Genomic DNA, 25023 nt, shown 5'->3' on the forward strand with positions numbered 1-25023 from the left:
TGACGGGAGGCGTTTGGTATGAAACAAAAAAAGGTGCCGCTGCGTAAATGCGTTGCTACCCAAGAGATGATGCCTAAAAAAGAGCTGATTCGTGTGGTAAGAACGCCTGAAGGTGAAGTGCTGATTGATCTGACGGGTAAGAAGTCAGGCCGTGGTGCTTACATATGCGGCAAGCTTGAATGCTTTCAGCTGGCACAAAAGAACAAAGCACTTGACCGTGCATTGAAATGTCAAGTGAGTCCTGAAATCTACGCCCAGCTAGCCCGGGAGTTTACATCCGTGGAAGAGCAGTTTCTAGCAGCAAAGGATAGTGAGGATAATGAGTAAGGCGCTTTCTTATTTAGGGCTTGCCATGAGAGCAGGCAAGATAGTCACCGGTGACGAGGCTGTACTCAAAGCTGTACGGTCTTCAGAGGCGAAGCTGGTCGTTCTGGCAGGTGACGCTTCAGATAATACCCAAAAAAAGTTCCGTGATAAATGCGGAACTTACGATATTCCACTAGTAATCGCATTTCACCGGGATGAACTCGGTGCAAGTATTGGTAAAGACCAGCGTGTAGTACTGGCCATTACGGATAAAGGATTCGCGGAAATGATCTCCAAGCAACTCGGAGATACTGTCGGAGGTGGATTTATTGACTAAAGAAGAGAACAAAGATAAATTGCGCGTGTACGAATACGCAAAGTCACTAAACATGAGCAGTAAAGAAATTATTACTATTCTGAAGCGTTTGAATGTCCCCGTGAATAATCATATGAGTGTCATGGAGAATGGATCCGTGAACAAAGTTGAACAGTTCTTTAAGGATATCAAATCAAACGCTGCAGCCAAGCGGGATACCGGCACCAGCAGCCGGCCGGTAACAACCGGTGCGGTAACAGCCGAACCTCAAAGTGCTCAGAATGCCAACAAAAATCAACAGGAAAAGCAGGTAGGTATGAACAGTAACCAAAACAACAACCAATCGACGACGTCCCCAAGGCCCCAAAGCGGACAAGATTCCCGCAGAACACAAACAGGTTCAACGCAGAATGCACGTCCGCAACAAAGCGGTGCTCCACGTACTAACAGTACTAGCAGTACTAGTAGCAGCCGCCCGCAAAGCAGCACTACCGGCGGCAATCGCCCACAAGGTAGCAATACCGGTGGCAGCCGTCCGCAAGGCAGTAATACTGGCGGCAACCGTCCACAAGGAAGCAACACAAGTGGCAGCCGTCCGCAAGGCAGCAATACTGGTGGTAGCCGCCCACAAGGCAGCAACACTGGTGGAAGCCGTCCACAAGGAAGCAACACAAGTGGCAGCCGTCCGCAAGGACAAAACAGTGCACCACGCACTGACAGTCGTCCACAAGGTCAATCTGGCACAGGCGGAGGTTTCACACGCGGTGATGACAGAGGTCCTAAAAAGAACACAACTGGTGGCAGACCGAATAATAATCAAAGACGTTTTGATGATGGTAAAGGTGGTAACTACCGCGGTCGTGGTGGTAAGAATGGTCGTGGCAAGAACCAACCAATGGTACACCGCGAGAAGATCGATAACACACCTAAGAAAATCATCGTTCGTGGCAGCATGACCGTTGGTGAAACAGCGAAATTGCTTCACAAGGATGCTTCTGAAGTAATCAAAAAGCTGATTTCAATGGGTGTTATGGCTACCATCAACCAAGAACTTGATATCGACACCATTTTGCTACTCGCTGCTGAATTTGGCGTAGAAGTAGAAGTGAAGATTCCTGTTGATGAGGACAGCTTCGAAACAGTGGAAGAGAATGACAATGAAGAGGATCTTCAGACTCGTCCTCCAGTAGTTACTATTATGGGTCACGTTGACCATGGTAAAACTACACTGCTTGATGCTATTCGTTCGACCAATGTGACGCTAGGCGAAGCCGGCGGAATCACTCAGCACATCGGTGCTTATCAAGTCGAAATTAATCAAAAGAAAATCACGTTCCTTGATACACCTGGTCACGAAGCATTTACTGCTATGCGTGCTCGTGGTGCACAGGTTACGGATATGACAATTATCGTAGTTGCTGCTGATGACGGTGTTATGCCTCAGACCGTTGAAGCTATTGCACACGCTAAGGCTGCTGGACTTCCGATTATTGTCGCTGTTAATAAAATCGACAAGCCGGGCGCAGATCCTGATAAGGTGAAGCAAGAGCTTACAAGTTATGAACTTGTTCCTGAAGAGTGGGGTGGAGATACCATCTTCGTTAACCTCTCTGCGAAACAACGTATTAACTTGGAAGAACTGCTGGAAATGATCCTGCTCGTAGCTGAAGTTAATGAGTACAAAGCGAACCCTGACAAACGGGCACGCGGTACTGTTATAGAAGCTGAGCTTGATAAATCCCGTGGACCAGTTGCTCGTATACTCGTTCAGAACGGTACGTTGAAAGTCGGCGATGCCTTTGTAGCAGGTAACTGCTTCGGACGTGTACGTGCGATGGTCAATGATAAAGGTCGTAAGATTAAAGAAGCTGGACCATCTACTCCAGTAGAAATTACTGGTTTGACTGAGGTGCCACAAGCTGGCGATCCGTTTATGGCATTCGAAGACGAGCGTAAAGCCCGTGCGATTGCTGATAGACGTTCCACTTCCCAACGTCAATCTGAGCTGAATACGAACACCCGTGTAACTTTGGATGATCTGTTCCAGCACATTAAAGATGGCGAGATCAAAGACCTTAACGTGATTATCAAAGCTGACGTACAAGGTTCAGTTGAGGCGCTTAAAGGTTCCTTGGCTAAGATCGAAGTAGAAGGCGTACGCGTGAAGATCATTCACAGCGGTGCTGGTGCGATTACTGAATCCGATATTACGCTTGCAGCAGCATCTAATGCTATCGTTATCGGCTTTAACGTTCGTCCAGACGCACAGACCAAAGCAGCTGCTGAGCAAGAAAAAGTAGATGTTCGTCTGCACAACATTATCTACAACGTAATTGAAGAAATCGAAAGTGCCATGAAAGGTATGCTCGATCCTATCTATAAAGAGAATGTTATCGGTCACGCCGAAGTTCGCAGCGTGTTCAAAATCAGCAAAGTGGGTACCATTGCAGGATGTATGGTTACTTCCGGTAAAATTACCCGTAATGCTGAAATGCGCTTGATCCGTAGCGGAATCGTAGTGTTCACTGGTAAGGTTGATACTTTGAAACGTTTCAAAGATGATGCCAAAGAAGTGGCGCAAGGTTATGAATGTGGCATAACTTTGGAACGCTATAATGACGTCCAAGAGGGCGACATTATCGAAGCGTTTCTTATGGAAACTGTAGAGCGCTAAGCGAAGAGGTGAATATAGATGTCTAAAATTAGAGCAGGACGAGTGGGCGAGCAGATCAAGAAAGAGCTTAGTCAACTTATCCAAAGCGGTCTGAAAGACCCTCGAATCGGTTTTGTAACTGTAACTGGCGTAGATGTGACTAACGATCTATCGCAAGCCAAGGTATACTTAAGCGTGTTCGGGGATGAAGAGCAGAAGGCAGACTCGCTTAAAGCGATTGAGAAAGCCAATGGTTTTCTTCGCTCAGAGCTTGGCAAGGCCATTCGCCTTCGGCATACACCGGAGCTGATCTTCAAGATCGACGAATCTGTCGCTTATGGCAGTCATATTGAGAAGCTTCTCGGAGAGCTTCATAAGAACGATTAGAAATAAGTGATTAAAGTGGGGTTCAAAATAGCGTTATGCTATTTTGAACAACCTTTAAAAAGGAGACGGCGAATGCAGAGCTATGAACAAAGTCTCCAGCAGACCCGTGAGTTTCTGCTGGAACACGACGATTACCTTGTAGTGTCGCATGTTCAGCCGGACGGAGATGCAGTCAGCTCCACCCTTGCGGTGGGCTGGCTTCTCTCATGTCTGGGCAAAAAATACACTATGCTGAATGAAGGACCAATCCCGAAGCGAATGGAATACCTATGGCATTCGGATGAAATCATCAATATGGCATCTAGTGAACCGCCCCGTCAATACAGCAACGTCATCTGTGTGGATTGTGCGGATTTTCAGCGAGTAGGGCTGACAAATCGCTATTTTGCGAATAAGGCTCTTATCCTGAATATTGATCACCATCCAACAAATAACGGTTATGGATTCGTTAATTTAATCAAACCGGATGCAGCTGCGACAGCGGAAATTTTGTTCGACCTGCTGAAGACATTCGAGATCGAATGGGATATTGATATCGCCACAGCTATATATACGGGTCTGTTAACAGATACCGGTGGTTTTCGTTATACCAACACATCACCAAAAGTAATGGCAGCTGTATCTGAGCTATTATCCCTTGGAGTTAACGGTCCTGAACTCGCTGAGACATTGCTTGAAGAAATGACGCTGCCACAGGTTAAAATATTAAATAAAGCCTTAAATACGCTGGAATTATCTCCTGAAGGAGATATTGCCTGGCTATATATTACACCTGAGCATATGATCGAATGTGCTGCTGCTAATGAAGATTTGGAAGGAATCGTGAACTACCCTCGTAATATTCGGGGCGTGGAAGTAGGCATTCTTTTTAAAGTTATTCACGAACATGCGGTCAAGGTTAGCCTACGTTCTGCCGGTAAAGTAGACGTGGCTGCATTGGCGCAAACGTTTGGAGGCGGCGGTCATACCCGTGCTGCAGGTGCGCGTATAGAAGCTACGCTTGAAGAGGCAATAGCTCAGGTGCTTGAGGAGGTAAGACGTCATTTATGAGTGAACTAGAAGGTGTTCTGGCGGTTTATAAACCGGCAGGCTTCACTTCACATGATGTTGTAGCCAAGGCACGTCGTATTCTCGGCATGAAACGGATTGGTCATACGGGGACACTAGATCCCCAAGTGACTGGTGTATTGCCGCTTTGTCTGGGACGTGCGACTCGCGTTGTGGAGTATATTCAGGAGCTGCCCAAAGAATATGTGGCAACACTGAGACTGGGGATGTCCAGTGATACTGAAGACTTAACTGGAACCATTACGGAAACTGTAGATGAGGTTCATGTAACTGAGGAAGAGATTCTTGCAGTGCTTGCCTCTTTCAAAGGCGTAATTTCTCAGGTTCCTCCCATGTACTCTGCGGTGAAAGTGGACGGCAAACGTCTTTATGAATTGGCTAGAGAAGGCAAAACCGTTGAACGGAAAAGTCGTGAAGTAGAGATTTATGAAATCGAAATGACGGATATGACTTGGGAAGGTAATCATCCCGACATCACTTTCCGGGTATTATGCTCCAAAGGCACGTATATTCGTACACTTTGTGTTGATATCGGTCGTGCGCTTGGGCTGCCGGGTGTAATGGTGAAGCTGGAGAGAACAATGTCGGCAGGAATTTCTGCCAGCCATTGTTTATCCCTTGAGGATATTGCCGCGCACAAGGAAGCCGGAACATTGGAAGATCATTTAATCGCTGCTGATGAGGCAATTTCGCATTTGCCTAAGCATACCGTTATGGATGAGAAGAAGAAGGCAGCACTGCAGGGTCAACGTTTGTCTTCGCGGTTCATTGCTCCAGAAGTGAAGACAGCAGGTCAAATTCGGCTATACGATCTTCAGGGATTGTTTCTTGGCATTTATGAGCTGGAAGAGACAGGTGCTATTGCCCCAGTAAAAGTGTTTGCACAAGCTTAAATCAATTTTACCAAGTGAATTGTAGGTGAGAAACAGCGTGAGAACCGTAACGTTAACCTATCCGATGTCGCCGGAGACTGCTGCCGAATGGGCACAACCTCAAGTGGCTGCTCTAGGGCAGTTTGACGGCTTGCATCGTGGACATGCCAGCGTCATTACATCCGCTGTGGCCTTAGCCCGTAAACAAGGTGTGCCGGCTGCAGTCCTTACATTTCATCCTCATCCCAAAGATGTTATGGGTAAGGGGGATTATGAAGGGTACTTGACGCCACCCTTTGAAAAGCAAGAGATTCTTGCCAGCATGGGTGTCGATATCCTGTATGTTGTTGAATTTAATGAACAGCTTTCCCGGGTTAGTCCTCAGAATTTTGTCTCTGTTATGCTTTTGCCGCTACATATTGTAACTGCAGTTGTTGGCTTTGACTTTCGCTTTGGCTACCAAGGTGAAGGCGATGTTGAGATGCTTCGTAAGCTGGGTGAAGGTGTTATGAATGTGGAAGTTGCTCCTCCTTTTCTGCTTGAAGGCGAAAAGGTTAGCAGCTCCGGCATTCGCAAAAGTCTCCAAAATGGAGATCTGGGACTGGCAAACTCCTGGTTCGGACGTTGCTATCATCTGCGTGGTGAAGTGGGGCATGGTGAGAAGAGAGGCCGCACAATTGGTTTTCCAACTGCCAATTTGAAGCTCAGTGATCATTTTGTCATTCCGACCAAAGGTGTATATGCGGTCCGAGTCTTTTATAAGGATAAAGTTTTGTACGGGGTTATGAATGTGGGTGTTAAACCAACCTTTCATGAGGGTGTGTTAACTCCGAGCTTTGAGGTTCATCTTTTTGACTTCGAGGGTGACCTGTATGATCAAGAGCTTAAGGTAGAATTGGTATCTTACATTCGTCCAGAACGGAAGTTTGACTCCATTGGGGCATTGATTACTCAGATTGGCGAGGATGCAGAAACCGCGAAGAAGATTCTGGAGTATAATTTATAGTCATCCCGGACAAGCCGTTTACTTTTGTTAATGGAGATGCTATACTAAGTAACGTTGCTGGCTTACAGCATCATAACCTTAGCTTGGTTGCACGTTCTCACCGACGGTGACGAGGCTAGTGGCGATTATATTGAAGGAGGTGAACAGGATGGCATTAACTCAAGAACGTAAACATCAATTGATCGACGAGCACAAAACTCACGAATCCGATACTGGATCCCCTGAGGTGCAAGTTGCTATCCTAACGGAGAACATCGTTAATTTGACTGACCACTTGCGTACGCACAAGAAAGATCATCACTCCCGTCGTGGATTGTTGAAAATGGTTGGACAACGTCGTAAACTTCTGGCGTATTTGAAAAACAAAGACATCAGACGTTACAGCGCCCTGATCGAAAGACTGGGATTGCGTCGTTAATTTTCCATAAGATTACTCTTAAAGCAGCCTGGTTGTATACCGTATGTCCTTCTCGGAGCGACAGCGGGACAGCTGGGTTGCTTTTTGAAAATTTAGGGAAAACTTAATATTAGGATCGATGAGATTATTCGCAAAAACGGCGGCTTTACTTTTCAGTAAGGCCCAGCCGTTTCTTCTTATATGCATACAGAATAGGCAACCTCCTTTTGGGACAAGCCTTTCCAAATCATTTAGATCGATATGTGAACCTGCTATTTTAGACTGCGGGTCTACTACTATTCAAGGAGGTATTTATGGAAAAACGTGTAGAAATGCAGCTGGGTGGAAGACGCCTTGTGCTGGAAACGGGCCGCCTGGCTAAACAAGCAAATGCAGCTGTTATGGTGCGTTACGGGGATACTTCGGTATTATGTACCGTTACGGCTTCGAAAGAGCCTAAGGATCTGGATTTTTTCCCGCTTACAGTTAACTATGAGGAAAGATTATATGCGGTAGGTAAAATTCCTGGCGGATTTATTAAACGGGAAGGTAGACCGAGTGAGAAAGCGATTCTGTCAAGCCGTTTGACAGACCGTCCAATCAGACCACTGTTCCCTGAAGGATTTCGTAACGATGTTCAGGTATTGAACATGGTAATGAGTGTGGATCAGGACTGCGCACCAGATATTGCTGCTATGATCGGTACTTCAGCTGCACTTAGTATTTCCGATGTGCCTTTTGATGGACCCATCGGCGGCGTTGCTGTAGGTCGGATTAATGGAGAGTTTGTGATCAATCCGGATATGTCTCAGCAAGCAATCAGTGATGTTTATGTAGTGGTTGCTGGAACGAAGGATGCAATCATGATGGTTGAAGCAGAAGCGAACGAAGTGACGGAAGATGTGATGCTCGAAGCGATTATGTTCGGTCATGATGAAATCCGCAAGATCGTTGCAACCATTGAAGAACTGGTTAAAGTGGCTGGTAAAGAAAAAATGGCTGTGAAGCTGCATACAGTGAATGCTGACGTGAATACTGAGGTCCGTGCATTTGCTGAGGCTCGTCTGGTGGAAGCCGTTAAAATAGCTGAAAAACATGCGCGTCAGGAAGCGATTGATGTCGTTAATGATGAAGCGGTTGCGTATTTCGTAGAGAAGTACATAGAAGCACCGGAGCTTCTGAAAGATGTTAAAGAAGTCCTACATGATATCGTGAAGGATGAAGTAAGACGTCTAATCACACATGATAAGGTTCGTCCAGATGGACGTAAACTTGATGAAATCCGTCCGATTGAATGTGATACAAGTCTGTTACCGCGTACACACGGTTCCGGTCTGTTTACACGTGGACAAACACAAATCCTTAGCGTTTGTACCCTTGGAGCACTAGGTGATGTGCAAATTCTCGACGGAATCGATCCTACTGAAACGAAACGTTTCATGCACCATTACAACTTCCCGCCGTTCAGCGTAGGGGAAGCTCGTCCGCTTAGAGCACCAGGACGCCGTGAAATCGGTCATGGAGCACTTGGAGAACGTGCATTATCCAAGGTTATACCTAGTGAAACTGAATTCCCGTACACGATTCGTCTAGTATCAGAAGCGATTGAATCTAACGGTTCTACTTCCCAGGCAAGTATCTGTGCCAGCATTCTGGCTATGATGGACGCTGGTGTGCCAATCAAAGCACCGGTAGCCGGAGTAGCAATGGGTCTGATCAAAGACGGAGAGCATGTCTCCATCCTGACGGATATTCAAGGTATGGAAGATCATCTCGGAGATATGGACTTCAAGGTAGCTGGTACAGCAGAAGGTGTTACAGCTATTCAAATGGACATTAAGATTGCCGGTATCGACCGCAACATTCTTCAGGATGCACTTCAGCAGGCTAAAGAAGGCCGTCTGTTCATCTTGGACAAAATGAATGAAGCGATCTCTGCGCCAAGACCTAATCTGTCCAAATATGCTCCAAAAATCATTATTATCAACATCAATCCGGACAAAATCCGTGATGTTATCGGTGCTGGTGGTAAGATTATCAATAAAATTATTGAAGAAACCGGCGTAAAAATCGACATCGAACAAGATGGCCGTGTCTTTATCGGTTCTTCAGATGAAGAGATGATCCAAAAGGCACGTTCGATTATCGAAGGACTAGTGCGTGAAGTACAAGTCGGAGAAATCTATGTGGGTACAGTTAGACGTATTGAGAAATTTGGAGCATTTGTTGAACTAATTCCGGGTAAAGACGGATTGGTACACATTTCCCAATTGTCCACTGAGCGCGTAGCTAAGGTTGAAGATGTTGTAGCTGTCGGGGATACAATTACCGTTAAAGTTACCGAAATCGACCAACAAGGCCGGGTTAACCTGTCGCGTAAAGCGGTATTGACTTCGGAAACTGGAGCTAAAGCTTAAGTTTCAATTGTAGAGGTACCTTTTCTAAAGTACCTAATAGCATAATAAAAGGAGACAGAAGCGATTGCGTTCTGGCTCTTTTTTTATATGAAATAAAGTAAAGTGCATCACTATCACGCCTCTTGCCTCTGTTCTTATGACATAAATTCCTCTCTTGTCTCATAGATTGGGACAAAGTGTCTTTGTATTCGTGTGGAACGGACTACAAGTCGTTTCTGCCGGGGAGGAAGTCGTCATGAAGACGGAAAAAGTGGCTTTAGTGGTTGCTTGTATTGCGATCGTGATAGGAATTGGCAGCACTCAGGGACCGGTAAAGGACATGCTTGCGCAATTGAAGCCGCAGGATGACCTAGCTGTGTGGAAGGATATTTCTAAGCCGGAGAACAATGATCTTCGGACACGGATTGAGACCGCCGCAGCCAAACTTAATGCCCCTCCAGTGAATGCCGTGGTTGATCGGGTATGGAAGGCGATTCCGGGTTATAACGGACTTGAGATTGATGTAGAGAGTACATATCGGAATGCTCTTTTGGCGCCAAAAGAACCTATAAAATTTGTGTATCGGCAGATTGAACCACAGATATCCCTGAATCAACTGGGAGCTGAACCCATATATCGTGGGAATCCGGCCAAACCGATGGTATCGTTGATGATTAATGTGGCGTGGGGAAATGAGTACATTGTGCCAATGTTGGATGTTTTGGATGAAGAGAACGTTAAAGTTACGTTTTTTCTGGATGGGAGCTGGCTGAGTAAAAATCCGGAGCTGGCTAAAGAAATGCTAAAACGTGGTCATGAGATGGAGAATCATGCTTATACCCACCCTGATATGAGTACTTTAAGTCGTGCGCGAGCTACTGTAGAAATTGAGAAGACACAAAAGCTGTTAAAGGAATCGCTTGGAGTCACTAATAAATGGTTCGCACCCCCTTCTGGTGATTTCGATCAGGAGACAGTAGAAATTGCCAGCAGTTTAGGGCTCAAGACCGTACTATGGACCGTGGATACCGTGGATTGGCGTAATCCTTCTCCTGAATCTGTAGTTGCCAAAATCACAAGCAAAGCGGAACCAGGCACTCTAGTCTTAATGCATCCCACAGCCTCATCCTCCAAAGCTCTGAGGGCCATGATACGTGGAATCAAAGCAAAAGGGTTGCAGTTAGGCACAGTTAGTCAAACGCTCTCAGCAGAGCGGCTGATCCCCTCTAATGTTGAGTGAGAGCTGTATTTCTGGTAGGATTATAGGCACGTGTAATTAAATTAGATAGAACATGGCTATTTGCCAGGAGGACTTGAAGTGGAAAAAATAGTGTTATCCAATGGTTTACGAGTGGTAATGGAGAAAATCCCGACTGGCCGGTCCGTTTCTTTCGGAATCTGGGTAAAGACAGGCTCTCGGAATGAACACCCTGGAAACAACGGGATATCCCATTTTGTAGAACATATGCTTTTTAAAGGTACGGATCGGTACAGCGCCAAGGATATTGCTGAGCAGTTTGACGCCATCGGGGGCAATGTAAATGCGTTTACCTCAAAGGAATATACATGTTATTATGCTAAAGTACTGGATGAGCATCTGCCCATCGCTGTAGATGTATTAGCGGATATGTTCTTCCGTTCACGGATGGACGCTGAAGAGCTGGAGAAAGAAAAGAATGTCATCCTTGAGGAAATCTCCATGTGCGAAGACACGCCGGATGATCTTGTACATGATTTGATGTGTGCTGCTGCCTACAAGGACCATCCGCTAGCGTATTCCATCCTTGGCTTGAAGGAACGGCTGATGGAGATGAAGCCGGATGATCTTCGGGCGTATATGAAGGAACAATACACGATTGAGAATACGGTTATAAGTGTAGCCGGCAACATTAGTGATGGATTGATCGAACTGCTGGAACAGCATTTTGGTTCTTTTGATAATCATGGTACAAGTGCACCGCTGACTCCACCAGATTACTATGGAGAACTCTTATTTCACCGCAAGAAAACAGAGCAGAATCACATCTGTCTTTCCTTGCCTGGCGTACGTTCTGGCGATCCCTTGCAATATGCTATGGTGCTGATCAATAATGCCGTAGGCGGAGGGATGAGCTCCCGTATGTTCCAGGAAATTCGTGAAAAACGCGGATTAGCTTATTCGGTGTATTCCTATCACAGCTCCCAGGCAGATTCTGGTCTGTTTACGGTCTATGCCGGTACAGCGCCCAAGCAAACAAAAGATGTCATGGAGTTAATCAAGGAAATGATGTACGAACTTGCTACCAACGGCCTCAGTGAAGATGAGCTGAGAAAAGGCAAGGAGCAGCTTAAAGGCAGTCTCATTCTTAGTCTCGAAAGCACTAGCAGCCGAATGAACCGTATCGGAAAAAATGAACTTATGCTCGGAAGACATAATACATTGGACGATATGATCGCCAAAATTCAGCTAGTGACGATGGACAATATCAACAGTGTGCTGGACCATATGTTCGCGGAGCCGCTTTCTTTAGCGATGGTAGGCTCATCAGATAAAGCTATTGCAAATGTTAGGAGAGATGATCTTGTCTTATTACGTACAAATCAATAAACTTACTGGAAACGAGGATGTAAATCTTCCTTGTAAAATGTCGGAGCAAGCTTCCGGTTATGATCTTTATGCTGCAGTTGCGGGTGAAATTGTACTTGCACCAGGAGAGCGTGCTTTAATTCCAACAGGGATTTCACTGGCTATGCCAGAGGGGCTTGAAGCGCAGATCCGTCCGCGTAGTGGACTGGCCTTGAAGCACGGGATTACCTGCTTGAATACACCTGGAACTATAGACGCTGATTACCGCGGAGAGATCAAAGTACTCTTGATCAATCTGGGGCAGGAGCCGTTTGCTATCGCTCGCAATGAGCGGATTGCCCAAATGGTATTTCAAGCTGTTCCAGTGGTTAATTTGGTGGAAGTGGAAGAGTTGTCCGAAACACAACGCGGAGCCGGAGGCTTTGGTCATACTGGCAAATAAGATTGTTGATATAATTCATTTAAAAAGCTTACGAATTCATGCCCAAGGCATGATTCGTGAGCTTTTATTGTTATGCAGAGTTAATTATCATTAAACATTATTTTCTTCGATTGTTATGCAGATAGCATTTTATAAAGTGCTATCTGCTACTCCTACTACATCCGATTTCCCCATCGAATAAACTCAGCATTTTCATTGGCGCTCTGCCACAACTCTAACCCTACCGTCAAATTAAAAACGAAGCCCCTATCGGACCTCAGCGCTCTTATTTACAACAAATCTTCTTAATTTGGCTGTTTTCGGACCCCAGTGTCACTATTGGATAAAAACACCTGATATCGAACCTGTTTATGTCGAATAAGAGCTCTCCAGTCCGAAATTCCTCCTAAAAGACAAAAAATACACAAATAGTTGCATCTCGGTCCGTAACTCATCAGCCGTAAGCCATCTGCTCATCAGCCATCAGCCATGCGTGCCGGGGATTTCATTTCCGCTCTTCACCCATTAACTATGCCCAGCATAAGATGCTTTATAGTCGATAGTGTATGTTGAAAGGAGCGTCATCCCTATGCTTACTGGCGTCAGGATCGTGTTCCTGGGCGGGGACGCGAGACAGCTTGAAGTGATTCGGAAATGTGTGGAATTGGATGCGACGGTAAGCGCTGCCGGGTTCGATAAGTGGGAGACCCCTAGCCCAGGGGTGAGCCTGGAACAATTGACGGTAGAGCTGCTAAGTAATGCAGATGTATTAGTGTTGCCTACGGTAGGCTGTGACGATGAAGGAAATATTAGTGCTCTATTTTCTTCTGAGCGTTTAACGATTCTGGAGGAGCATTTCACTGCGCTGCCATCCGATTGTTTAGTGTATACCGGTATGGCTAAAAGTTACTTGCGCGGGATGTGTACCAAGCACTCACTAAAGTTAATCGAACTGCTTAATCGTGATGATGTGGCTATTTACAACTCTATCCCGACAGCGGAGGGAGCGCTGGTAATGGCCATTCAGAACACGGATTTTACGATTCACAGCTCGAAATCAATGGTGCTTGGTTTAGGTAGAACTGGATTTACAATGGCTCGAAGTCTACAGGGACTGGGGGCTAGTGTAAAGGTTGGTGTCAGAAAACAAGAACATTATGCACGTGCTGAGGAAATGGGCTGGAAGCCTTTTATGACCAGTGAGCTGCTGCTTCACGTACCGGATGTGGATCTTATATTTAATACGATACCAAGTATGATCATCACCGCTCAGGTGCTCTCGCGGCTTGCGCCGCATTGCGTAATTATTGATCTGGCATCTGCACCAGGCGGTTGTGACTTTCGTTATGCTGAAAAACGTGGGATTAAGGCGATGCTGGCTCCAGGACTCCCTGGCATTGTAGCTCCAAAAAGCGCTGGGATTATTATGGCAAATGCGCTGGTACAGTCGATTTCGGACGAGGCTTTAATCAAGGGGGACGAATAAAATGGATTGGCACGGAAAAACAGTAGGGTATGCGATCACTGGATCTCATTGCACTTTTGCTGAGGTAATGCCACAAATTCAGCGCTTCGTAGACGGGGGAGCAAACGTAGTACCTATAGTTTCAGCATCTGTACTAGGAACAGACACCCGCTTTGGGACATCGCAAAATTGGTTAAAACAGTTGAAAGATATAACAGGGAATGATATCATTTCTACAATTGTTGAAGCGGAGCCGCTGGGTCCTTCCAAGCTGCTGGATGTGCTGACAATAGCACCTTGCACAGGAAATACAACGAGTAAACTGGCTAATGCCATGACGGATAGTCCCGTGCTAATGGCAGCTAAATCGCAGATGCGCAACGGACGTCCACTAGTTCTAGCGATATCTACAAATGATGGATTGGGCCTAAATGCCGCAAATATTGCTAAGCTTCTGGTGGCTAAACATATTTATTTTGTACCATTCGGTCAAGATAACCCTGAGGGTAAACCTAACTCGCTCGTGGCACGCATGGATCTTATCCCGGAAGCTTGCTATGCCGCTTTGCAAGGTAAACAACTACAGCCGATGATCATCGAACGGTTTCATTCAGCATAGAAAATTAACAGAGCTCGGCTGATTTTGTTGTGGACAATAAAAGGGGAGATGCACCAAATGAGCAATGAGAAGTGCCAAGATAACGTAGTGGAAACAGCTAAGTTCATTGCTATCAAAAAAATATAAGCAATATTGCTACCGTCCTCAGGTTCGAGGGCGGTACAGCCATTTAACAACTTACTTAACGAATAAGCTCACGTACCGTAATCTTTTCACGAATGATTAGTGTGTTTGCTTTGATAATAATGGGGGAATTATACATGGGTATTCTGGTACAAAAATTCGGAGGAACATCGCTATCCACACCGCAAGCTAGAGAACACGTAATCCGCAATGTCAAAAGAGAGCTGGCAAGTGGCTACAGTCTTGTTATTGTTGTATCGGCCATGGGCCGTCGCGGAGAGCCTTACGCAACAGACACTTTGCTGGATTGGGCCGTGCAGAACGGAGATGCACTTCCTGACCGGGAAAAAGATCTCCTGATGTGCTGCGGTGAAATTATTTCAGCTACTACTCTATGTGGGCTGTTGGAGAATGAAGGTATCGCTTCTACAGTATTAACGGGAGCTCAGGCAGGATTTCTGACAGACAGCAACTATGGCAATGCCAGAATTCTGGATGTACGTCCGGAACGCATTCTCCGTGAGCTGCGTGAGGATAAAGTGGTTATTGTTACCGGGTTCCAGGGCCAGACTGAAGCGGGTGATTTAACAACTTTAGGCCGTGGCGGTAGTGATACCTCTGCTACAGCACTTGGTGCTGCTCTTCATGCTGATATGGTGGATATTTATACGGATGTTAACGGGATACTTACAGCTGATCCACGGATCGTTGAAGATGCTAAGCCATTAACTTACGTTAGTTATACAGAAATTTGCAATATGGCTCATCAGGGAGCAAAAGTCATTCATCCACGTGCGGTTGAGATTGCTATGCAGGCACAGATTCCAGTTCGTGTTCGTTCAACCTTTTCAGAAGCTGAAGGTACGCTGGTTACGAATCCAGAAGGATTTAACGATATCCAAGCAGGGGGTATTGTGGATCGATTCGTTACAGGGATTGCTTATGTCAGCAACGTTACACAGATTTCTGTGGAATGCCCGGACGGTAACGGAACCGGAGTGCAATTGCAAATCTTTAAGAGTATGGCAGATAACGGGATAAGCGTTGATTTTATTAATGTAACACCTACGGAAGCTCTTTATACGGTTTTTGATGACAAATCAGAGAAGGCTATTTCTGCTCTGCAACAGCTGGGTTTGCGACCTAAGAGTTTATCGGGTTGTGCCAAAGTTTCTGTTATCGGGGGAGGAATTAACGGTGTGCCTGGTATTATGGCGCGCATCGTTGAGGCGCTTAGCTCGCAAAACATTCAAATTCTACAATCCGCAGATTCGAATACAACGATATGGGTGCTTGTGAAAAAAGAAGATATGGTGCAGTCCTTGCGTTCGCTGCATGCTATGTTTGAATTGCACCGCTGACAAGGAGGAATTCAAAGTGGATTTCGGAAGATTAATAACAGCCATGGTAACCCCTTTTGATGGGGATGGAGAAATCAACTGGGATGTAACTTCACAGCTTGTCGATTATTTAATTGAGGTACAGAAATCAGAGGCTTTGGTTGTCTGCGGAACGACAGGGGAATCGCCTACGTTAAGCGATGAGGAAAAGCTGCAGCTGTTTTCTTTTGTGCTGGAAAAGGCGAATGGACGTTGTAAAGTTATTGCTGGAACTGGCAGCAATAACACGAAACATTCCATTCATCTGACGAAGGAAGCAGAGAAAATAGGTGTAGATGGAGTGCTTTTGGTCGTTCCTTATTATAATAAACCGAATCAGGAAGGTCTTTATCAGCATTTTTCCACGATTGCTTCAGAGACTTCATTACCAGTGATTCTATATAATGTTCCAGGTCGAACAGGTGTAAGTATGAGCGTGGCCACTACCCTGCGACTTGCTGAGATTCCGAACATCATTGCTACGAAAGAATGCGCGTCTGTGGATCAGGTAACACTTATTGCCTCTGCTTGTTCAGATGATTTCCGTGTATATACAGGTGATGATGCCTCGGGTCTTGCCAGTCTGGCTGTTGGTGGATACGGAATTATAAGTGTATCTAGCCATGTGGTTGGTGCGCAGATGTCAGAAATGATTTACGCTTATACCTCCGGCAATGTTCAGCTTGCTGGAGAGATTCATCGCCAGCTGTTCCCGATTTTTAAAGGAATGTTTGAATGCCCACAACCGCTGCCCAATCCATCAGCAGTAAAATATGCTTTAGGACTCAAGGGGATCCCTGTGGGCGGAGTCAGATTGCCACTTATTTCGCCAACGGAAGCAGAAGCGGCTTTTATTGAAGGACTATTTCACTAAGAATTAATCATTGATGATGAACGTTCTAAACCGGCTACTCTATTGGGGGAGCCGGTTTTTGCATTTATATTTTTTTTCTGAAATATTGAGGCGAATTTAAGGAAAGAATTTGGATACGAGGCGGATGACTTGTCTTTTGCCAAAAAAATCATGTATAATGATCTTAAGTGACTGGGTGCGGTTAAAATTAAATATGCGGTAATCTTCCGTCAATGTAATACATTGTGAGACAGGATAGGTCCCAAGATGAGTCTGTTTAAATAAATGACATGTCTTCGCGCGAGGGGCGCGACGGTGAATTTTGACGGCGTTTGTCCGCTTCAATATGAACTTTACTGCCCGGAATCGGGAGCTTTCGCATTGCGCATTTTACAGATTTCAGGAATTTCCTTGTTGATTGGAAGTTATTAGCTGTTTGAAGAATGTGTTCAGCGCCGCTGAAATAATCGAAGTTCGATATTTACCAATAAAAGTATGACGTCCAACATCATAGGAGGGTTAGATTCATTTGTCCAAAAAAAACAACAACGATAAATTGACGATTTTCGCATTGGGCGGAGTCGGAGAAATCGGGAAAAACATGTATGTTATTCAATACGGAGCTGACATTGTAGTCGTGGATTCGGGACTCAAGTTTCCGGAAGAGGATATGCTCGGTATTGACATCGTAATTCCTGATATCTCGTATTTGACAGAGAACCGTGACAAGGTAAGAGGTATTGTGCTTACTCACGGACACGAGGATCACATCGGTGGTTTGCCTTATGTCCTGAAGAATTTGAATGTTCCAGTCTATGGAACAAGATTAACTTTAGGTCTTGTAGAGAACAAATTGAAGGAAGCGAACCTGCTGGGTGACACCAAACGGATTCTGATCAACGAAGATTCAGAAATTCAATTGGGGAACTCACTTAAGGTAACTTTCTTTAGAACCAACCACAGTATTCCTGATTCCGTAGGTGTATGCATTGAGACTCCGGAAGGAAATGTTGTTCATACGGGCGATTTCAAATTTGACCACACCCCAGTCAACGGTCAATTTGCAAATCTGCATCGGATGGCAGAGATTGGCCAAAAGGGCGTACTTGCTCTTTTATCGGATAGTACGAATGCTGAGAAACCAGGCTTTACCCCATCTGAGAAGAATGTCGGTATTGTGCTGGAAGATATTTTCCGCAAGGCTGAGCAACGTGTCGTTGTAGCAACTTTTGCTTCCAATGTGCACCGTATTCAGCAAGTGGTTAATGCAGCAGAATCTACGGGTCGTAAGATTACAGTAATTGGCCGTAGTATGGTCAACGTTGTATCCATCGCTTCTGAGCTTGGGTATCTGAACGTACCTGACGGTATGCTGATCGAACCAGAAGAAATGAATAGAATGGCAGCTAATCGTGTCGTTGTTCTTTGCACAGGCAGCCAAGGCGAGCCAATGTCTGCATTGACACGTATGGCGCGTTCCAGTCATCGTAAAGTAGATATCCTGCCAGGCGATACCGTTATTATTGCGGCAACACCTGTACCAGGTAATGAGAAATATGTAGGCCGTACCATCGATGAATTGTTCCGTCTTGGCGCTGATGTGATTTACAGCGGTTCCAACTCCGGCGTTCACGTATCCGGTCACGGTAGCCAAGAAGAACTTAAGCTTATGCTCAACCTCATGAAGCCGAAATTCTTCATTCCGATCCACGGTGAATTCCGCATGCAACGCAAACATGCTTTGCTGGCAGAATCCGTTGGCGTAGATCCACAGAACATTTTCATCACTGAAATCGGTGAAATTGTTGAGATCCAAGGCGGTGCCGCTCGTAAAGCTGGTAAAGTAACGGCTGGTAACGTATTGATTGACGGACTAGGTGTAGGCGATGTGGGTAACATTGTATTGCGTGACCGTAAGCTGCTATCTCAAGACGGTATCTTGGTTGTCGTGGTTACACTTAGCAAACAGAATGGTGCCATTGTTTCTGGACCTGACATCATTTCACGTGGTTTCGTTTATGTTCGGGAGTCCGAAGGACTGCTCGACGAAGCTAACCGAATTGTATCCAGTACATTGCAACGCCTGATGAGTGAAAAAGTAAATGAGTGGGCTTCCCTTAAAACAAGCGTAAAAGATTCGCTGGGCCGTTTCTTATATGAACAAACGCGCCGCAGACCGATGATTTTGCCAATTATCATGGAAGTGTAAGGAGAGTTTCTCCTTCAATGAATATATAGCTAGGGCTGAGCCCCTTTTCCCCGGAAATATTGGACGGTTTCCTCGGGAGAAGGGGTTTTTGCATGTCATAATTACTTCATAAGCTGAAAATTGCATAAGGCAGCACCCTGAAATGTCATACTAAGGATTGTTAGTAAGGCAACAGCAGACTAGAGCTGCATATGACAAGGGAGAGCTGCGAAGATGAACTACATCGAAGGATCAAATGGAGCAAAAAATGAGGAAGTTGTCCCAGGAGAAACTAATCCGAATCCTAATGAAAATATGCCGCCCACTGCAATGGGAGCGATTAAGGAGCTTGGACAAACGGTAGTCCCTAGTGGAGAGCCTGATATTTTTTGCTTAACGATTATTGGTCAGATTGAAGGACATATTGTAATGCCTCCACAGAACAAAACAACAAAGTATGAGCATATCATTCCACAGTTGGTGGCTGCTGAGCAGAATAAAAACATCAAAGGTCTGCTTATCATTTTAAATACGGTAGGTGGAGATGTAGAAGCGGGATTAGCAATTGCGGAAATGATTGCATCCCTCTCCAAGCCAACGGTAACCGTGGTCATTGGAGGCGGGCATAGTATCGGGGTGCCGATTGCAGTTTCCTCCACTTATTCGATCATTGCCGAAAGTGCAACGATGACGATTCATCCGATTCGTATGAATGGTTTAGTGATCGGAGTGCCGCAAACGTTCGAGTATATGGAGAAAATGCAGGAACGTGTCGTTAAATTTGTGACTTCCCATTCGCGTATTTCTGAAGAACAGTTCCGTGATCTCATGTTTAAGACAGGTGAGCTCAATCGTGATATCGGGACGGCTGTGGGGGGCTTGGATGCCGTTAAATATGGCCTTATGGATGAGGTCGGCGGGATCGGAGCGGCTCTAGCGCATCTCAACCGAATGATCGGCGGGGATTTCTCTGCATCGACTCCAGGAGGGATTACGCAATGACACTGTACACAGTAGTTGCAATGGAACAGGTGTGGGAGGGGGCATTTAACAATTATGCAACAACCCGAGAAGTGAGTGTGCAGGGCATGCTGATGCAGGTAGAACCGATGGAGGAAGGGCGTGCGCGGATCGTGAGATTATTGGATTGTCCACTGAACCGTTATCTAGATCCGGCGTTCTCTCCAGGTTCGATAATTACATTAACATAAAGATTCAATTTCTGACAAAAGAGAACATAGGTACGCCACGCCATTATATGGTATAATGTTGTTCCGGGGGTGGCTGGCGTGGCTAAACGAAAAAAGAAGAAGAAAAAAGCGCTGCTCGGCAGCGTTTTAAAATATGAAATATATGGAATTTTATTAATAACTATTTCCGTCATTGCACTGTCTGGTGAAGCAGCCGTAGGGCGCTCACTTTCAAGTATGGCGGGTTACTTATTAGGGAGATTTTATTTTGTGTTGCCGCTTGTCGGCATTTTTTATGGACTTATGGTTATGATCCATCGAAGATGGCCTTCCTCGTGGAACAGCAGGCATACTGGCGTGCTTCTGCTTCTGTTGTCTATGTGCCTTATGAGCACAATATCTGCAATGGAGCAGAAGCTTGGCCCGTTGTCTTTGTTACATCCTGGCAATGTAATGACACAAATACATAATGATCTTTCGGGATCACTTTCACCTGGCTCGAACGACAGCAATGTCTATATGCTGGGTAAGGATATAAGCGGAGGTTACATCGGCGGGTTGGAGTATGCAGCGCTGTTATGGCTTTTTGGCAGTCTGGGCGCTAAGCTGCTTATGATCGTCATGCTGGCGATCAGCTTTATGCTAATTACCAACTTGTCATATGTGGAGATTTTTACGCTTTTGCGAGTGCGCTCGGTTAAGTTTGTGGAGGGGATTCGTCTCCATGCTGCAAATCGCCCGAAGGCGGTCCCAGTAGCGGCGAGACCATCTAGAGCCGCTGCTCCAGCTAAAGCTCGGCAGGTGAAGCAGCCTGTCTATGATGACGAGGATGAAGAAGACGAAGACGATCGGTATCTGCCTAATCGCAAACAACCCGTCCTTTTGAAAAAAATATCTGGCTGGTTCTCAGGCTCCACGCGTTCACAGGTGGAAGCAGATCCTGAGGATGACGATCAGGGTCCAATTGTGACAAGTGCTTCGAGCGGTCCGATTATTTCGGGATTAACACCAGATAGCCGTGTAATTCCATTAGAGGATATCGATCATGATTTTGACGATGCGGATCTGGATATTGAACCTGTGACGCCTATTATTCGAGATTTCTTTGAACATATCCGTTCAGAAGGTTTAAACGAAGAAGATCGGGAAGAGTGGAGTGAATTCTCACCCGCAGCTCGTGGTGAAGCAGCTAAACCTGCTGTAGCCGGAGCTAATGCCGTTAAGCAGCAGGCTACGGATGAGTCTGAGGAGAATGTAAGTATTGACTTGGAAGGCCTGCTAGGTGCTTCTCCAGATGGAGAGATTATTCCCGCTCCTCCAGCACCACCGCCACCGAAGCCATATAAGCTGCCATCGTTCCGTCTTTTAGCCAAACCTAACAATGGTGGCAAAGCTGGAGATCAGAATGATTATATGCAGACAGCCCGTAAATTAGAAGCAACACTTGAAAGCTTTGGGGTACGAGCTAAAGTGCTGGAGGTAGTAAGAGGCCCAGCTGTTACAAGATATGAGATACAACCGGATATTGGGGTTAAGGTTAGCCGTATTGTAAATCTGACGGATGACATTGCCCTTGCACTTGCAGCCAAAGACATTCGGATGGAAGCACCGATTCCGGGTAAATCTGCGATCGGGATAGAAGTTCCGAACTCTGAAGTGTCTATTGTTACCATGCGCGAAGTTATGGAAACACAGATTTTTCAGGAGGCTGAATCCAGATTATCGATTGCTTTTGGCCGTGATATTTCCGGCCAGACCATTATCGGCAATCTGGCTAAGATGCCCCATTTATTGGTGGCCGGTGCAACTGGCTCCGGTAAATCAGTCTGTATCAACGGGATTATAACAAGCATCTTATACAAAGCTAAACCTGATGAGGTCAAATTCCTCATGGTCGATCCTAAGATGGTCGAGCTGAATGTGTATAACGGAATTCCCCATCTTTTGGCTCCGGTTGTCACAGATCCAAAGCGGGCAAGCCTAGCCTTGAAGAAGATCGTAGTCGAAATGGAGAAGCGTTATGAGCTATTCTCCAAATCGGGAACACGGAATATGGAAGGTTATAATAAGCTAATGGCTGAGAATCCAGCGGCTATTCTACCGTATATCGTTGTTATTGTGGACGAGCTTGCGGATTTGATGATGGTTGCAGCCAATGATGTTGAGGATGCGATTTGCCGACTTGCACAAATGGCGCGGGCGGCAGGGATTCATCTAATTATCGCTACACAACGTCCTTCAGTAGATGTCATCACAGGTTTAATTAAAGCTAATATTCCATCCCGGATCGCTTTTGGCGTATCGTCCAATGTGGATTCACGTACCATTCTGGATATGCCCGGTGCAGAGAAGTTGTTAGGCCGAGGTGATATGTTGTTCTTACCAATGGGCGCATCTAAGCCTATTCGTGTACAGGGAGCTTTTATGAGTGACCAAGAAGTAGAGACTATTGTTCAATATGTCAGCAGTCAAGGTGAAGCCGAATACGATGAGTCCATCGTTCCTGAAGTGGATGATACAATCACTGAGGATCAGGAGCCACAGGATGAATTATACGAGCAAGCCGTACAAATTGTACTAGAGGCTAAGCAGGCTTCAGTGTCGCTGCTGCAGCGTCGTATGCGGGTCGGTTATACCCGTGCAGCCCGGTTGATTGACTCTATGGAGGCTCGTGGGGTCATCGGTCCTTACGAGGGCAGCAAGCCGCGTGAGGTGCTGATGTCACTTGAGCAATATCAGCATAACAAGATCAGCTCCTAAGCTGGAGAAGCCCGTCGAAACCTTCAATAGACAGTAAAAGAGATGGCCACTTTATGAAGTGGACCATCTCTTTTTTTGTATCCTGAGTACTTATTTGACTCTTGGCGCAGCAAGCAAAGCTTCAACAATATAATCCAGTTGCACATTTAGAGAATAGATATCACTGTAATAACCTAAGCCAAAATCGATCTCCATCAAACGGCCTTCTTTCACGGCAGGGATATTGTTCCAAATTGGGTTTTGGGTCAGATTAGCCATACCATCATAAGAGGAGCGGAAGATATAGTCACCACTGTATTTGCCAAGGACTTCAAAGGATACGGATTCCCCATCCGCACCAGTCGCCGTATCTATTTTCTGTTGAATGATGTCCGGCGCCTTCATGCCTAAATATTCATAAATGATTTGTGAACCACGTCCGAATTGTTTGCTCGCCACAACAGCCATGCTGTTGTCTTTTCCACCTTCCATGATGGATATTGTGTGATCAAGAATACCAGCTTCTTGCAGCTTTTGTTTGCTGACCTCAACTTTTTTATGGAAATCAGTAAATAATTCTTTTGCTTGATCTTCTTTGCCTACGACTTGTCCAATAAAGGACACCCGTTCTTCTGTTGACATTTTTTCATACGGAACTAAGACTGTTGGCGTAATTTGGTGAAGGGCTTCATAAGTTTCCTCTGACGGCACGATGATAAGATCGGGATTTAGAGCAAGGATTGCTTCAGGGCTAGCCTCAAACCAGGTGCCAAGCTTTTGCACATCTTTTAGCTCATCTTCAAATGCAGCACCCTCGGATACATCGGATACACCTATAGGTTTAATGCCGAGAGCCAGTACATCACCGAGCAAATAAAGAACTACAACTCTTTGTGGACTAGTGGGAACGGCAATGTCTCCTTTAACTGTGGAAATTATCCGGGTTTGTGCTTCGACAGCAGCTTTGTCTGTATTTGCCCCTGTACTTGTTTCTGCTGAGGGGGTTGGTGTCCCATTGCTTGATGCATTTGAATTTGTGGTTCCCGTGGAACAAGCGCTTAACACTATGGTAAAGCATAATAACAGGGTGAGCAGTAATGATGGTTTGGCATTTCTAAACATTGGTAATTCCCCTTCTCCGTTATATTGATAATGATTATCATAATCAATATAACGGAGAGGTTGCGTTCGGGCAATGTCAATTTGTGCACCTTGAGATGGCATATCACGCCAACTGGAGTGGGTGATAACTTTATTTTTGTATCGGACAGGGGAGATTCCGTAATATTTTTTAAACATTTTTCCTAGATAATAGCCATCAGGATAACCTACTGCAATTGCGATGTCATGCAAGCTGGCCTCTGTGTTCAGGAGCAATATTTTCGATTTTTCCATGCGGATGTTGATTAAGTACTGAGCAGGGCTAGTCTGCAGCTGTGTTCTGAATAATCTGGATAATGTTCTAGGGCTGCTGTTTACCGCTTTAGCTAATTTTTCAAGAGAGAAGGTTTCCTTATAATAAGTCTGCATATAGCGAATTGCTTGATCTAGCGGATCAGGTTGAATTAACTGTGTTTCCAGCGTATGCAGCTGCCTGAGCATCTCATAAATCCATTGATAAAAAAGTGTTTTGACATGCAGCCGATCCAAAAGCCCTGTTTTGCCCCAATCAGTAAACATGTTCTCCATCTTATCAAATAAGGGCAGTGGACTAGTAGGCGTGAATCCATATTGGAGATTAAAGGGATTATTGTGTTCCATGATTGCTTTTAGATTGTTGCGTGAGGCGAGTGAAAGGTTTGCTTTATATAAAATTAAGTAAAACTCCAGTAGTTCCTCCGTGCGTAAAAATTGAATGTTCATTCCTTTTCCACCATGAAGGATATGAAAGTTGCTGATCTCGTGCGGGACCTCGTCAATTAGTATTTCGGCCTTGCCGTTTATGATCAACAAGAATGCACTTGAGGGCAGCTGATAATGTGAATTCAGATCACCTGATCGTTGAAAAGCATGGCGTATATCAATAATTTCTATTAATGCGTGGTTCCACAATAACATGTGGTCCTTTAAATTCATGAT

The 25023-nt window shown here is 45.5% G+C and carries 21 protein-coding genes; 20 read left to right on the forward strand and 1 reads right to left on the reverse strand.

The genetic code is table 11. The features are described from left to right. Positions 1–18 precede the first annotated feature (18 nt). The 20 genes from MKY63_RS22905 (at position 19) to MKY63_RS23000 (ending at position 22965) form a co-directional block, all read left to right on the forward strand. Complete coding sequence (locus MKY63_RS22905; RefSeq protein WP_036688467.1) at positions 19–327, forward strand: YlxR family protein; 309 nt, start codon at positions 19–21, stop codon at positions 325–327. Beyond that, a complete protein-coding gene (locus MKY63_RS22910) occupies positions 320–643 on the forward strand; it encodes a YlxQ family RNA-binding protein (protein WP_036688466.1) in 324 nt (107 codons plus the stop codon). Before MKY63_RS22905 ends, MKY63_RS22910 begins: the two co-directional genes overlap by 8 nt. Then, positions 636–3296 (forward strand): translation initiation factor IF-2, encoded by a 2661-nt coding sequence (gene infB / locus MKY63_RS22915; RefSeq protein ID WP_036688463.1) that lies wholly within the window; start codon positions 636–638, stop codon positions 3294–3296. The genes MKY63_RS22910 and infB overlap by 8 nt, the downstream gene beginning before the upstream one ends. A gap of 18 nt (positions 3297–3314) precedes the next feature. Beyond that, positions 3315–3662 (forward strand): 30S ribosome-binding factor RbfA, encoded by a 348-nt coding sequence (gene rbfA, locus MKY63_RS22920; protein ID WP_036688461.1) that lies wholly within the window; start codon positions 3315–3317, stop codon positions 3660–3662. 72 nt (positions 3663–3734) lie between these two features. After that, positions 3735–4712 (forward strand): bifunctional oligoribonuclease/PAP phosphatase NrnA, encoded by a 978-nt coding sequence (locus MKY63_RS22925; protein WP_076275232.1) that lies wholly within the window; start codon positions 3735–3737, stop codon positions 4710–4712. Then, positions 4709–5623: a tRNA pseudouridine(55) synthase TruB gene (gene truB / locus MKY63_RS22930; protein WP_036688456.1), complete on the forward strand. Its 915-nt coding sequence runs from the start codon at positions 4709–4711 to the stop codon at positions 5621–5623. The genes MKY63_RS22925 and truB overlap by 4 nt, the downstream gene beginning before the upstream one ends. Positions 5624–5660: 37 nt before the next feature. Beyond that, on the forward strand, positions 5661–6608 hold the full coding sequence (locus MKY63_RS22935) for a bifunctional riboflavin kinase/FAD synthetase (RefSeq protein WP_076182610.1): 948 nt from the start codon (positions 5661–5663) through the stop codon (positions 6606–6608). Positions 6609–6756: 148 nt separating this feature from the next. Next, the gene (gene rpsO, locus MKY63_RS22940; protein WP_036656390.1) at positions 6757–7026 is read left to right on the forward strand and encodes a 30S ribosomal protein S15; all 270 of its coding nucleotides are present in this window, start codon (positions 6757–6759) and stop codon (positions 7024–7026) included. 293 nt (positions 7027–7319) lie between these two features. Continuing rightward, positions 7320–9422: a polyribonucleotide nucleotidyltransferase gene (gene pnp, locus MKY63_RS22945; protein WP_036688453.1), complete on the forward strand. Its 2103-nt coding sequence runs from the start codon at positions 7320–7322 to the stop codon at positions 9420–9422. Between the two features lie 235 nt (positions 9423–9657). Continuing rightward, positions 9658–10641, forward strand: coding sequence for a polysaccharide deacetylase family protein (locus MKY63_RS22950; RefSeq protein WP_076316349.1), 984 nt, complete (start codon positions 9658–9660; stop codon positions 10639–10641). 78 nt (positions 10642–10719) lie between these two features. Further along, positions 10720–11988 (forward strand): pitrilysin family protein, encoded by a 1269-nt coding sequence (locus tag MKY63_RS22955; RefSeq protein WP_036688449.1) that lies wholly within the window; start codon positions 10720–10722, stop codon positions 11986–11988. Then, positions 11963–12409, forward strand: a complete 447-nt coding sequence (gene dut, locus MKY63_RS22960; protein WP_170914171.1) for a dUTP diphosphatase — start codon at positions 11963–11965, stop codon at positions 12407–12409. The genes MKY63_RS22955 and dut overlap by 26 nt, the downstream gene beginning before the upstream one ends. A 568-nt stretch (positions 12410–12977) precedes the next feature. Further along, positions 12978–13874 carry a dipicolinate synthase subunit DpsA gene (dpsA, locus tag MKY63_RS22965; protein WP_036688445.1) on the forward strand — a complete coding sequence of 299 codons (897 nt, stop codon included), beginning with the start codon at positions 12978–12980 and terminating at the stop codon, positions 13872–13874. A gap of 1 nt (position 13875) precedes the next feature. After that, entirely contained in the window at positions 13876–14472 is a 597-nt protein-coding gene (locus tag MKY63_RS22970) for a dipicolinate synthase subunit B (protein WP_036688443.1), read from the forward strand. Between the two features lie 260 nt (positions 14473–14732). Then, entirely contained in the window at positions 14733–15956 is a 1224-nt protein-coding gene (dapG, locus tag MKY63_RS22975; protein WP_036688442.1) for an aspartate kinase, read from the forward strand. A gap of 16 nt (positions 15957–15972) precedes the next feature. Further along, the gene (gene dapA, locus MKY63_RS22980; RefSeq protein ID WP_036688439.1) at positions 15973–16848 is read left to right on the forward strand and encodes a 4-hydroxy-tetrahydrodipicolinate synthase; all 876 of its coding nucleotides are present in this window, start codon (positions 15973–15975) and stop codon (positions 16846–16848) included. A 508-nt stretch (positions 16849–17356) separates the two neighbouring features. Then, positions 17357–19036 (forward strand): ribonuclease J, encoded by a 1680-nt coding sequence (locus MKY63_RS22985; RefSeq protein ID WP_036688436.1) that lies wholly within the window; start codon positions 17357–17359, stop codon positions 19034–19036. Between the two features lie 213 nt (positions 19037–19249). Then, positions 19250–20017, forward strand: coding sequence for an ATP-dependent Clp protease proteolytic subunit (locus tag MKY63_RS22990; protein ID WP_076140992.1), 768 nt, complete (start codon positions 19250–19252; stop codon positions 20015–20017). After that, the gene (locus MKY63_RS22995) at positions 20014–20226 is read left to right on the forward strand and encodes a YlzJ-like family protein (RefSeq protein ID WP_076100399.1); all 213 of its coding nucleotides are present in this window, start codon (positions 20014–20016) and stop codon (positions 20224–20226) included. The genes MKY63_RS22990 and MKY63_RS22995 overlap by 4 nt, the downstream gene beginning before the upstream one ends. A 78-nt stretch (positions 20227–20304) precedes the next feature. Beyond that, entirely contained in the window at positions 20305–22965 is a 2661-nt protein-coding gene (locus MKY63_RS23000) for a DNA translocase FtsK (protein ID WP_076100401.1), read from the forward strand. A gap of 90 nt (positions 22966–23055) precedes the next feature. Here MKY63_RS23000 and MKY63_RS23005 read toward each other — a convergent pair whose 3' ends face one another. Continuing rightward, the gene (locus MKY63_RS23005) at positions 23056–25020 is read right to left on the reverse strand and encodes an AraC family transcriptional regulator (RefSeq protein ID WP_076316350.1); all 1965 of its coding nucleotides are present in this window, start codon (positions 25018–25020) and stop codon (positions 23056–23058) included. Positions 25021–25023 lie beyond the last annotated feature (3 nt).

Origin of the sequence: Paenibacillus sp. FSL R7-0189 (genome assembly GCF_037969925.1) — a bacterium.
GTDB lineage: Bacteria > Bacillota > Bacilli > Paenibacillales > Paenibacillaceae > Paenibacillus_AQ > Paenibacillus_AQ odorifer.

What these genes read in the sequence shown, in the direction of transcription:
- MKY63_RS22905 (WP_036688467.1), top strand. Translation starts at nt 19, where the DNA reads ATGAAACAAAAAAAGGTGCCGCTGCGTAAATGCGTTGCTACCCAAGAG.
- MKY63_RS22910 (WP_036688466.1), top strand. Translation starts at nt 320, where the DNA reads ATGAGTAAGGCGCTTTCTTATTTAGGGCTTGCCATGAGAGCAGGCAAG.
- rbfA (WP_036688461.1), top strand. Translation starts at nt 3,315, where the DNA reads ATGTCTAAAATTAGAGCAGGACGAGTGGGCGAGCAGATCAAGAAAGAG.
- MKY63_RS22925 (WP_076275232.1), top strand. Translation starts at nt 3,735, where the DNA reads ATGCAGAGCTATGAACAAAGTCTCCAGCAGACCCGTGAGTTTCTGCTG.
- truB (WP_036688456.1), top strand. Translation starts at nt 4,709, where the DNA reads ATGAGTGAACTAGAAGGTGTTCTGGCGGTTTATAAACCGGCAGGCTTC.
- rpsO (WP_036656390.1), top strand. Translation starts at nt 6,757, where the DNA reads ATGGCATTAACTCAAGAACGTAAACATCAATTGATCGACGAGCACAAA.
- pnp (WP_036688453.1), top strand. Translation starts at nt 7,320, where the DNA reads ATGGAAAAACGTGTAGAAATGCAGCTGGGTGGAAGACGCCTTGTGCTG.
- MKY63_RS22950 (WP_076316349.1), top strand. Translation starts at nt 9,658, where the DNA reads ATGAAGACGGAAAAAGTGGCTTTAGTGGTTGCTTGTATTGCGATCGTG.
- dpsA (WP_036688445.1), top strand. Translation starts at nt 12,978, where the DNA reads ATGCTTACTGGCGTCAGGATCGTGTTCCTGGGCGGGGACGCGAGACAG.
- MKY63_RS22970 (WP_036688443.1), top strand. Translation starts at nt 13,876, where the DNA reads ATGGATTGGCACGGAAAAACAGTAGGGTATGCGATCACTGGATCTCAT.
- dapG (WP_036688442.1), top strand. Translation starts at nt 14,733, where the DNA reads ATGGGTATTCTGGTACAAAAATTCGGAGGAACATCGCTATCCACACCG.
- MKY63_RS22990 (WP_076140992.1), top strand. Translation starts at nt 19,250, where the DNA reads ATGAACTACATCGAAGGATCAAATGGAGCAAAAAATGAGGAAGTTGTC.
- MKY63_RS22995 (WP_076100399.1), top strand. Translation starts at nt 20,014, where the DNA reads ATGACACTGTACACAGTAGTTGCAATGGAACAGGTGTGGGAGGGGGCA.
- MKY63_RS23005 (WP_076316350.1), bottom strand. Translation starts at nt 25,020, where the DNA reads ATGAATTTAAAGGACCACATGTTATTGTGGAACCACGCATTAATAGAA.